This is a genomic window from Streptomyces sp. ERV7 (assembly GCF_001653515.1).
Lineage (GTDB): Bacteria > Actinomycetota > Actinomycetes > Streptomycetales > Streptomycetaceae > Streptomyces.
Window position 1 is genome coordinate 1 of sequence record NZ_LYOY01000048.1, and the last position, 10,948, is coordinate 10,948.

Below are 10,948 nucleotides of genomic sequence, written 5' to 3' on the forward strand. Positions count from 1 at the left end.
CCCACCACCCGATCGGCGCCCCACCCGGCGCACCGACGGGACGGCGAGGAAAGGCAGCTCTCGTATGTCGCACACAGGCCGCGATCCGGCGACCGAGCACCGGCATGAGGCATCCCTCCTGGCAGGACGCGCGCAGGAGCTGCGCGCACTGCGCGAGACCGTCCGCACCTCCGCCGCCGGCCGCCCGTCGCTGACCCACCTCGTCGGCGAGTCGGGCATCGGCAAGACCTCGCTCATCCAGGCCCTCACCGGCACGGACTTCGCCACACCGATCCTCGTCGGCAGCGCGTGCGGCGCTCCGCTGGAGCGGGACTTCTCCTTCGGAGTGGTCCGCCGGCTGTTCAGCGATCTGCTCGCCAAGATCGACGAGCCCTCCCGCGAGGCGCTGCTGGACCTGGCCGGACGACCGGCGCGGCTCGTGGTGGACGACGCGAGCTTCGACACCCGCCGCACCAGTACGTACGCGACGCATCACGCGCTGCACAGGCTGATCGTCACGCTCTCCGAGCGCGCGCCCCTGCTCCTCGTCGTCGACGACGCCCACGCCGCCGACGCACCCTCGATGCGCTTCCTCGCCTACGCGGCCCATCGGCTCCGCGACCGCCCCATCACGGTGCTCATCTCCACCACGGACGGCGAGCAGCCCTATGCGGAGGAACCTCTTCTCGCCCTCACCGACCAGGCGTACGAACTGCGGCTCGCCCCCATCAGCGGCGAGGCCGTCGCCGAGGTCGTCCACCGGTCAGTGGGGAGTGCGAGCGCGGACGTGGTCGCGGCCTGCACCCAGGTGACCCGCGGTAACCCCTTCCTGCTGACGGAACTGCTGCGCGTACTCGGGCCGGGGACTCCCCTGGACGAGCTCGACGCCGACGAGGTGCGCCTGCTCGGCTCACCCGCCGTGGCGGCACGCTTGCGGGCGCGCTTCCGTGCCCGCCCCGACACCGAAGCCCTGGCCCACGCCGTGGCCGTGCTGGGCGACGGCGCCGAGTTCGACATCGCCGCCGACCTCGCGGACCTGGCACCGGCCCAGGCCGCACGCGCCCTGGACACCCTCGTGGCGATGGCCGTGGTGCCCAACTCCCACCCGCTCGGCTTCACCCACACCTTCGTCCGCAACGCCGTCCTGGACAGCATCCCGGTCGGCGCACGCCTCACCGCGCACGGGCGGGCCGCGCATCTGCTGCGCGCCGCGCACGCACCCTCCGAGCAGGTAGCCGCCCATCTCCTGCGCTCCGGTTCCTCCGCCGCACCCTGGGCCTGCGAGGAACTGCGCCGCGCGGCCAGGCTCGCGGCGGGCCGCGGCGCCCCGGACGTCTCGGCCACCTATCTGCGCCACGCCCTCAAGCAGCCGTCGTCGCCGGTCGAGCACAGCGCCGTGCTGTGCGAGCTCGGCAGCGCCGAGCTGTCGTACGCGCCCCATGAGGGCATCGGCCATCTGCGCGCGGCGCTCGCGGCGGCCACGGACGCCCGCCAGGCGGCGCAGGCGGCGCTCAAGCTGGTGCCCGCACTGTGCATGCTGGCGGCCCACGAGGAGGCGTCGGAGATCGCCGACACGGTGCTCGCCGACCTCGGCGACGAGGATCCCGACCTCGCCTGGCGGCTGGAGGCGGCGGCCATGATGCCGGAGTTCCTGCGGCTGTCCACCGTGCCCACTGCCCTGCGCCGCGTGGAGCGCATGGGCCGCCCGGCCCTCGGTGACCTGGCGCTGCGCCGCGCCCAGCAAGGAATGCTCGCCACCATGACGGCCTGGCGCGGAGAGCAGCGCGAGAAGGTGGTGCGCTGCGCCCGTGAGGCGATCCGCAGCGCCGACCAGAACTTCTTCCGGCCGCCGTCCTACTACACGCTGTTCGCCCTGGCCCGCACCGACGCCTCGGCCGCCATCGAGGAGGTGTACGCCGTCGCCGACCGGATCGCCGAGGGCAGCCGATGGCCCCGGGCCACCGCCATCATGGCCATGGCCCACGGGCTCAGGGCCCTGCACGCGGGCGACCTGCACGAGGCCGTCCGGCGTTTCGCCTCCGCCCTGGCCTCGTTCGAGGACTACGGCATCGATGTGCGCGGCGACCACTGCGCCGTCACCTGCGCCGTCTGGTTCACCGACGCCCTCGTCTCGCTCGGGCGGCTCGACCAGGCACGCGAGCTCCTCGCCCGCCACATGGACGTGGCCGACGATGCGCCGGAGACCCTGGAACACACCTTCCTCCTGTACGCGCGAGGCCGTCTGCGCCTGGCCGAGGGGGATGCGCGGGGTGCGGTGCACGATCTGGAGGAGTGCGGCCGACGGGCGGAGGTGTGGCAGATGCGCAACCCGGCGGTGCTGCCGTGGCGCTCCAGGGCCGTGATGGCCCACCTGGGGCTCGGGCAGCGCGAGCGCGCCCGTGAGCTGGCCGGACAGGAGCTGGAGCTGGCCCTCGCCTGGGGCACCGACGGCGTCGTCGGCGTCGCCCAGCACGCCCTCGCCATGGCGGTGGGCGGCGGCGAGGGACATGAGCTCCTGACGGCGGCGGTCGCGCGCCTGGCGGCCTCCCCCCGCCGCCTCGGCCACGCCGCGGTACTCCTCGACCTGGCGGCGCTGCCGCACGCGCACGCCACCGGTGACGAGGCCCGCGCGACCCTGCACCAGGCGATCTCCCTGGCCTCCGAGTGCGGCGCCGAGCCGCTCGTGCGGCGCGGTGAGCAGCTCCTCGCCCAGATCGGCGACGGACGGCGCAAGGGGCGGCGTGGCAACGCTCCACACGGTCTCACCCCGCAGGAGCACCAGATCGCGCTCGCCGCGGCGCGCGGCGCCACGAACCGGCAGATCGCCCAGAACCTGTGCGTGACCGTCCGCAACGTGGAGTTCCACCTCTCCAGCGCCTACCGCAAACTCGGGGTGAAGCGGCAGGGGCTCGGCCTTCTGCTCCTGGCGGGCACCGCCCCGCAAACACCGAAGGCCCCGGAGGCGCTTCAAGCCCCGGAGCCGGCCGGGGCCGGCTGAAGGCCCGAGTCCCCCGACCCCACGGGCACCGCCGGTTCGGCGGTGCCCGCCGTGCGTCAGGCCGGCAGCCGCCGGTCCATCACCGTGCGCAGCTTCCCGCTCGCCGCACTGCGTTCGAAGGCCCCCGAGCCCACTGCCTCGACCGACAGGTCGAGCAGCCTCTCGGTGGTCACCGCTTCGTGCAGCTCCGGGTAGTGGGCGAGAAGGGTCGCGACAACCGTCGCCGGATCCACCGCGCCGTGCTCTTCCAACCGGACCGTGATCCGTTCACGGCTCGGGGCGGTCTCCACGACCATCTGGAGTTCACCGCAGTAGCCGAGGTGCTCCGCCACGATGCGGGCGATGCGCCGGTAGTTGATGAAGTACGTTCCCGCGCGGACCACGTCCCCGGTGCGGCCGAGCAGCTCGAAGCGGGGTGTGGTGCGGCCGCACCCGCACGCACCCTCGACCCACCGGCCCAGGTCGCCCTGTTCGTAGCGGGTGATGGCCGGTGCGCTGCGGGTGTGCGGGGTGAACACGAGACGGCCGGTGGCGCCCTCGGCAACGGGCCGGTCGGAGTCGACTTCGAGGATCTCCAGCGTGAACAGGTCACTGAAGAGGTGGTGGACGCTGCCTTCGGCGTGCGGGCACTGGTGGCCCATCGTGCCCAGGTCCGTCCCGCCGTACACGAACGAACGGATCAGCTCGATGCCGAAGCGCTCCTTGATGTGGGCGCGCTGCTCGGCGCCGAAGTGCTCTCCGCCGTAGAAGATCTTCTTGACGCCGCCGTACTCGGCCAGGACGTCACCGGCGTGCCGGAACAGCTGCCAGATGTACGACGGCATCGCCAGCAGGGTGTTGGCGCGGTGGCGCACGATGAGCCGGGCGTCGCGTTCGTAGTCGCTGCCGGCGCAAATGGGCAGTTGGACCGCGTCGATCGCCTCCAGCAGACCGTGGCCGTACAGGAAGCTGGCGTACATGTCACCGGCGTACAGCAGGTTCGCCACGCGGTCGGTGCGCACGTCCAAGCCCGCCGCCACCAGACCCTCACCGGCGCGGCGCGTCTGAGTGCCGAAGTCCGCGTATGTGTACAGGGACACCGCCGGGGTTCCGCTGCTCCCGCCGCTGGCGAGGTGGAGTTGGGCCTTCTCGGGTGGGACGGATGTGTTGAGCTCTTGCACTTCGGCCTTGCCGAGGACGGGGCTCGCGGGGTCGGGGCGCTGCCACAGCGGAGGTACGGGCTCGGCGTCGGCGGGTGGGCGCAGATCGTCGAGGCGGGTGTCGTGGGTGAAGCGTTCGTCGAGCCGGACGCTGACGCGTCGGCTGTAGCGCTGCAAGGGGTAGAGGCCGTCGTGCGGTTCACCGGCATAGCTGTCGAGCATCGAGCCGATGGGAGTGACGCGCAGGGCCCCGGCCGTGAACAGCCGGGCGGCGAGGTCGGGAACGTCGCCACGGGTGGCGGCGAGGCCTGCCGTCTGCAGGAAGCGGCGCATGGGGCGCAGCGTCGTGACGATCAGCTCACGGGGCAGCGGTTTGACCCATACGGTGCGGTACAGCGGGGAGGCCCGCAGCGCGCTGCGGTGGTCGACGAGGATCCGCCAGGCTCCGGTGGGGCTCTCGTGGACGCGGGTCAGGCCCAGGTGTTCCTCGGTCTTGGCGACGAGCACCGTCGTGGTGATCTCCGCCTGTTCGTGCACGCCGGGGCCGGCTGACGGCTCGGCGCCCCCACGCCTGTCCAGCGCCTCGCCCAGCCGCTGGGCGAAGGCGGACAGCTCCTCACGGTCGGCGGTGTCCAGGTAGACGACCTGTGGGCTGGAGCAGGCCTGTTGGTCGAGGCGGATGACGCTGTCGGCCAGACCGTCCAGCGTCCGCCGGTCGCTCCACAGCTCGGAGGTCACATACGCGAAGGAGATCTTGTGGCCGAACGTGATGAGCCGGCATCCCGCCGGTACCTGCGCGGCCACTCCGGCGGTCGCCGCCTCGCCGCCCCAGGCCGCCACCGCGTCGGCCGGTGCGCAGATGCGCTGGAGCCAGTCGGTGCGCGAGGAGGAGAAACGCAGCACGATCAGGCGGTCGGCCATGCGGCCGTCCGGGTCGAGTGTGCCCAGGGCCTGCAGCAGGTGGTGGGTGAACAGGGAGTCGCCGCCGCTCACCTTGACGAGGTTCACATTGCCGGCGAGCAGTCCCTCGACGGCGCTGAAGATCCCCACGATCGGATCGTTGCTCGCCGTGACGTGGGTCAGCAGGCCCACGGGCTGCCAGGACTCGAAGACGGGCGTGCGGAAATCGGTACGGGCCAGGCTCTGCGGGGCGGTGCCGCCGAGCTCGGCCACGACTTTCTTCTCCAGACCGTCGCGGCGCAGGAAGTCCGCGATCTCCGCCAGACTCTGCTCGGCCGAGGCGCGGTCCTGACCCGCTGCCACGAGGTGGCCGGCCAGGGCGGTGCGGGTGGGGTGGTCCGGCGTGGTCAGTACGGTGCTCAACCGGTCGCAGGCCGCGATGACCTGACGGGCCGACAGCGGCCGGGAGAGTTCGTCGGCGACCAGGGCGGGAAGGTCCCCGAGGCGCTTGTCGGCCTCGGCGTCGTCGATCCAGGTGCCCTGCCAGAGGTGGTCGTGCGCGATGTCGTTCACGTGGCTCATCCCGTTCATGACGCTTCCTTGCTGAGCAGCTCGGCCGCGGCCACGGCGCAGCTGCGGTTGGTGCTGGTCCCGGCCCTGCCATGGATCTCGAACCAGGGGGTGGCGAGCCCGCAGCCGCACTCCTCGCCCCGGTGGATCGACACCAGGTCGCCCATCACGACGCTGTGTACGGGTACCGAGGTCATGAACGGGGCCACGCAGTGGAGATACCCCTGCTCCCCGAACGGCAGGGGGCGCAGGGTCTCCACGTCGCGGGCGAAGATACGCGACCACACCGGGGCGTGCAGGCGGTGCCGGGCGCATTCGGCGTAGGTGACACCGTGCTCCACCGCCCCGTAGCTGTCCCGGACGCGGTGGTGGGGTATGCCGAGCTGCTCCTCGACACGGTCGTACAGCTCCTGCTTGCTGATCTGGCGTCCGGTGTGGCCCTTCCAGCCGCCTCCCAGGTAGATGAAGGAGTCCGCACGCAGGGTGAGCGGGGGAACGCCCATGGCCCGCATCCGTTCGAGGGTGAACCACAGGAAGGAGGGGAACCCCAACAGCCGCACGGGAAGGTCCTCTTCGGCGTAGCGCAGCAGGGTGTCGACACAGCCGAAGGCGTCGAAGACGTGCTCATCGCCGACCGCCCGCAAGGCGTAGGCACGGCGGTTGACCGGGGCCAGATCGCACAGGAAGTTGTCGGTGAAGGCGGTACCGAGCTGGAGCCGGTCGGTGGGCTCGTAGCTGTAGAGAAGGTAGTTGTTCGGCTGGTCGGGGGTGATGAATCCGTAGTGGTCGAGCACGAAGGCGGCCATCCGCATCACCGAGCCGATGGACCAGCGGTCGAAGAACATCTGCGACTTCTGTCCGCTGGTGCCCGACGAGGTCAGATGGGCGGCGACGTCCTCCGGTGGTATCGACGTCACCTCGTGGGACTTGAAGAAGTTGGCGTGGATCAGCGGCAGCCCGACGGCGTCGTCCGCGGTGCGCAGCGCCGTCGCGCCCCGGCGCAGGTGCTCCTGCCACACCCGGCCGTAGAACGGGGAGCGTTCGGCGTGCCAGGCGGTGACCTCGTTGACCGCGGCGGCGAACAACTCGTCGACGGCCGGGCCTGTCGCGTACGGCTCGCGCAGATCACCGAGCCGCTGCAACTGCCCGAGTGCCGTCGCGTCCGGTACGGGCAGCGGGTCGAAGTACTTCAGGTGCGCGGGTCGCGCGTCCAGGGCCGAGGAGGTGGTCATGGTTCACCCTCGCTTCACGGTGTCGGAAGGATTCGGGCACACGGGGGCCCGAACATGGCTGTGCTGTTGCACGTACGGCGAGAACCGCTCATCGACGTCTAGTGCGTCCGCGTCCACGCGCGCGGTGGTGTGGCCGAGCAGCAGGTAGTCGTGCCATATCCCGTCCTCCAGGCGCATCGCGGGGTAGAGGGCGGTGGGGGTGAAGCCGTGGGCGAGGTGCTGCTCGATGCGGTTCCTGTCGTGCAGGGGCAGCACCGCCTCGATGTAGGCGGCCCCTCGGTCGGCCATCTCCCGCAGGATGTCGCCGAGTGCCTCTTCCGGGTCCTCGGGGGACGGATGGCCGCCCAGGAGCAGGCCGTTGCCGGCGACGGCGTCGATGACGGCGTACGCCTCGAAGCGGCCGTCGGGCGTCATGAGCAGCGTGTTCGGCCGGTGCAGCGGCAGGGTGGGTGCCGTCCCGGCTGCTGCCCGTGCGAAACGTTTCAGGACGAGCCCGGCGTCGTGACTCACCTCAAGGTCGGTGTCCGTCCGGGTGCGCGCGGCGACCAGCTCCGTCGCCACCTGGAGGTCGTCGAAGTCGACACCGTGGCTGCGCGCCGCTTCGAGCAGGGGCGCCAGTTCCCTGGGAACCGTTCCCGGCGCCCGGCGGCGGGTGGGGATGCCGTCCCGGTAGCGGACCAGCAGGGCGAGAGTCTCCACCTCGCGCAGGGTGACCGCGCCGGGCAGCACACCCAGGGGGTGGAAACCGTGCCGCAGCAGCAGTCGCTGCGGGGCGGGCGAGACGCACCGCGCGGTGGCGTACACCGAGTCCAGGCACCCCTCGGCGCCGAACGCCGAGTCCATCAGCGTCTCCAGCAGCAACCCGGCGATTCCCGCGCCGCCGTGGTCGGGATGCACGGCGATTCCCTCGACCTTGCCGATGCGCAGCGGCATGTCGATGCGCAGCAGTGCCGATCCGACCAGCCCACCGGTCGCCGTGTCGCGGGCGACCCGCCAGTCCACGGCCGGGTCGTCCATGGCGGCCGCCATGGCGACCGGGTCCGTTCCCAGGCGCAGCGGATAGCAGTCGCCGTACACCGCTTGGTACAGGTCCCGCAGCGCGGCCACGTCGTCGGGGACGGCGGTGTCGACCAGGACCCTGGTGTGCGCGGCGGGTCGGGCCAGTGTGGCGGTCATCGTGTTTCCTTCTGTGTCGCGGTGTCCGAGCACTGCTCGTGGAAGCCGGGGCGCCCGGTTACGGGATGGGGGGCCGAGCGGCCGCGCAGCGCCAGGACGGCGGCGATCGGCAGCAGCCCGGCGGTCTGGACGAGGAAGAGGGCCTGGGTGGGGACCAGGTCGCCGGCCAGGCCGAAGAAGAAGGCGGCGACCGGGAATCCGGCGCCGAGCAGGGCCAGCATCGCCGAGAAGAACGCGGCCTTGGCGGCAGTCGGCACCGCTCGCTGGAAGGCCGCGACGAACACCACGTTGGTCGCGCCCACGGCCCAGCCCGCCACGGCCAGGGCGACCAGCACCACACCGCGCTGGGCGGTGAGCGCCGGCACGGCGACCGCCATACCGAACAGTGCCACGCACCCACTTCCGATGAAGGCGGGACGGCCGCGCAGGTGCTTGCCGGTGAACACACCGATCAGCAGCCCCAGCCACAGTGAGCCCTCCAGCAGCCCCAGCGTGAGGGCGGGGGCGTGCAGCACGTTCTTCGTGTACAGCGGGAGGATCACGAAGGTGGCCGTGATGAAGAAGTTGGCCGCCGCGAAGCAGATCAGCGCGAGCCTGACGAAGGGAAGGCCGGCCAGCAGGCGCCAGGCGCCGAGGATGCCGGCCTCCATCCCGTCGTCACCCTCCACCGGCTGCGGCCGGGGGCGGACGGTGGCCACGAAGACGGCGGCGCCCATGTAGGCGGCCGCACTGACGAGCACCACACCGGTCAGGCCGATCCAGTCGACCAGGACCGCACCGAACAGGGCCCCGGCCATACCTACCAATGAGTAGCTCGACTGCTCGAAGGCGGTGGCGTCCTCGATGTCGTCGTCCTCGACCAGTTCCGGTATGGCCTTGGTCAGACACGGGTCGAACAACGCCTGGCAGGCAGCCAGTCCGAACATCGCGGGATACACCGCCAGGGTCGGCACGTCGACCAGGACCCCATAGGCCGCGAGCACCGCCATCAGCACCGCGCCGCCGAGCACCGCGACACCCAGCACGGTGCGGCTGGGGTGGGCCGCTATCGTGCGCGCGACAAGCGGCGCGAAGGCTACGGGTGGGAGCGCCGCACACACCAGGAACAGCCCGGAAGCGAGTCCCCGGTCACCGGTGGCGACCTGTCCCAGGAGCCACCACAGGGCTCCCATCTGGTACATGCGTGTGGCGCTCTGGCTCAGCAGTTGCGCGGCCCAGGCACGGGCGAAAACGGCGTTCCGTGCGATCAGCGGCCTTCGTGGGCGGGTGATGGCAGCACGGGGAGCGGTCAGCTCACGCGTCATGGATGCACTCTTTCGTCGGGGGGTCCGCGCCGACCGACCGGCCCAGGGAGCGTGTGCGCTTTCCAGACACCACTCTCCGCCTGAAAGGAGTCGATTTCATCCGCACACCGGCTGCAGCGACCCCGCCGGTCGGCGGGGGTGCGCAGCCGGGAGACCGGCCGCCACGGGGAGCCTGCCGCTGGAAAGACGTGCCGTCCCCACGGTGAACACCCCAGAGACCCAACGTGCCCCACCGAGGGGTTCGCCTTCGGTACCGAAGTGCCACCGCGACGCGGACCGCGGATGTCTGTGGTGGTGACCGTAGGGACACCGCGCACCGGCGCTGCCAGGCTCGAAGACACCGGCTGCCCACCCGTGCGCAGCCTGGATCTCCCGCAGGACAGCCCGCCCCCTCCCCTCCACGAGATGCGTCTGCCGATGTGCCCCACACACAAGAGCCCGCTCGCCCACCCGCTCTCCTCGCTGCGCAGGAAGGAAGGACTCTCCCATGCCGCATACGCCCAGCTCGTCGCCCGCAAGCACGCGGAACTCGGCTTCGGGACCATGGCCGCCCGCCGCGAGAAGATCGCCCGCTGGGAGTCGGGAAAGGTCACCCCGGAACTGACCGCACAGTTCACGATCGCCCGCCTCTACGGGGTGCCCCGCGCCGAAGTCCTCCGCCTGGGCTGGCCGCACTGGCTCCCTGTCGCCGGCGGACCGTCCGTGCCGCTGTGCGCCCCCTGGACCGCCGAAGAAGCCCTGCGCTCCCTGCGCAGCCTCTCCCGCTCCCTGCAGGCACCCGCCCCCGACGGCGCCCACTTCACCGTCTGCGCAGGCTCCGTGGACCAACTGCTCACCCACTGGCAGGAGTCCACCCGTACACCGCCCCCGCCGCCGGAACGCGAGGGCCGGCCACCGGCCGACGCCACCGTGACCGCCCTGGAGACCCGCCACCACCAGCTGCGACAGCTCTGCCGCACCGAAACCCCCTCAACCAGCCGCGTGCTGGCGGACGCCGAGCTGCGTATGGTCACCGAGCTGCTCCACACCGCGTGCTACGGACCGGAGTTGGGCTCGCGCCTGCTGACGGCCGCCGCCCACGCCGCGTGTCTCAGCGGCCTCCTCGCGTACGAACTCGGCGACCAGGCACACGCGCAGGCGGCCTACGTCGCGGCGCTGAGAGCCGGTGTCCTGGCCCGCGCCCACGAGCCGGGGCTCTGGGCGCTGGTACTGCTCGCCGCCCAGCAGGCGACCCAGGGGGCCCCGGCCAACGCGCTGCGGCTGCTCGCCCCGGCCGACCAACCGCCCCATGTCCCCGCACGAGACCGATCCCCCCTGCCGGCCGTCGTGCAGGTCACGCGCCAGGCGGCCCGCACGCTGCTGGAGCGAGCGGACCCCACCTCATCGGACGACGAGTTCACCGCCGCTGACCTGGACATTCTCATCCGCCACACGTTCGCTTACGAGGCTGTACCGGCCGCGGTCATCGCCTCACAGGCACACCGAGGGCACACCCCACCCTCTGGAATCTCCTCCCACGAGCGGCTTGTGTGAACCTGTGCCGCGATCCCCTCCCGTCCGGCCTTCCCCGGGCAGCCCCTCCCGTCCTTAACGGTCCAGCCGACAGCGTCTCCGTTCCAAGGAAGGCAACCGTGACTCTCCCGCTCACCC

At 71.7% G+C, this 10,948-nt stretch carries 6 protein-coding genes; 2 read left to right on the top strand and 4 right to left on the bottom strand.

The genetic code is table 11. The features are described from left to right. The first annotated feature begins 64 nt into the window (after window positions 1-64). Complete coding sequence (locus A8W25_RS22845; RefSeq protein WP_067164483.1) at window positions 65-2,977, top strand: AAA family ATPase; 2,913 nt, start codon at window positions 65-67, stop codon at window positions 2,975-2,977. Window positions 2,978-3,033: 56 nt separating this feature from the next. Here A8W25_RS22845 and A8W25_RS22850 read toward each other — a convergent pair whose 3' ends face one another. From A8W25_RS22850 to A8W25_RS22865, 4 genes are read right to left on the bottom strand one after another with little or no spacing between them, the layout of a single operon-like run. Then, window positions 3,034-5,607 (bottom strand): acyl-CoA reductase, encoded by a 2,574-nt coding sequence (locus A8W25_RS22850; RefSeq protein WP_234386554.1) that lies wholly within the window; start codon window positions 5,605-5,607, stop codon window positions 3,034-3,036. Next, window positions 5,604-6,818: an acyl-protein synthase gene (locus A8W25_RS22855; protein WP_067164485.1), complete on the bottom strand. Its 1,215-nt coding sequence runs from the start codon at window positions 6,816-6,818 to the stop codon at window positions 5,604-5,606. The genes A8W25_RS22850 and A8W25_RS22855 overlap by 4 nt, the downstream gene beginning before the upstream one ends. Before the next feature lie 3 nt (window positions 6,819-6,821). Next, window positions 6,822-7,994 carry a GNAT family N-acetyltransferase gene (locus A8W25_RS22860; protein WP_067164487.1) on the bottom strand — a complete coding sequence of 391 codons (1,173 nt, stop codon included), beginning with the start codon at window positions 7,992-7,994 and terminating at the stop codon, window positions 6,822-6,824. Then, a complete protein-coding gene (locus A8W25_RS22865; protein ID WP_067164489.1) occupies window positions 7,991-9,298 on the bottom strand; it encodes an MFS transporter in 1,308 nt (435 codons plus the stop codon). The genes A8W25_RS22860 and A8W25_RS22865 overlap by 4 nt, the downstream gene beginning before the upstream one ends. 417 nt (window positions 9,299-9,715) lie before the next feature. Between A8W25_RS22865 and A8W25_RS22870 the strand changes: the two genes are divergently transcribed. After that, window positions 9,716-10,831 (top strand): hypothetical protein, encoded by a 1,116-nt coding sequence (locus A8W25_RS22870; protein WP_158942670.1) that lies wholly within the window; start codon window positions 9,716-9,718, stop codon window positions 10,829-10,831. Window positions 10,832-10,948: the final 117 nt, after the last annotated feature.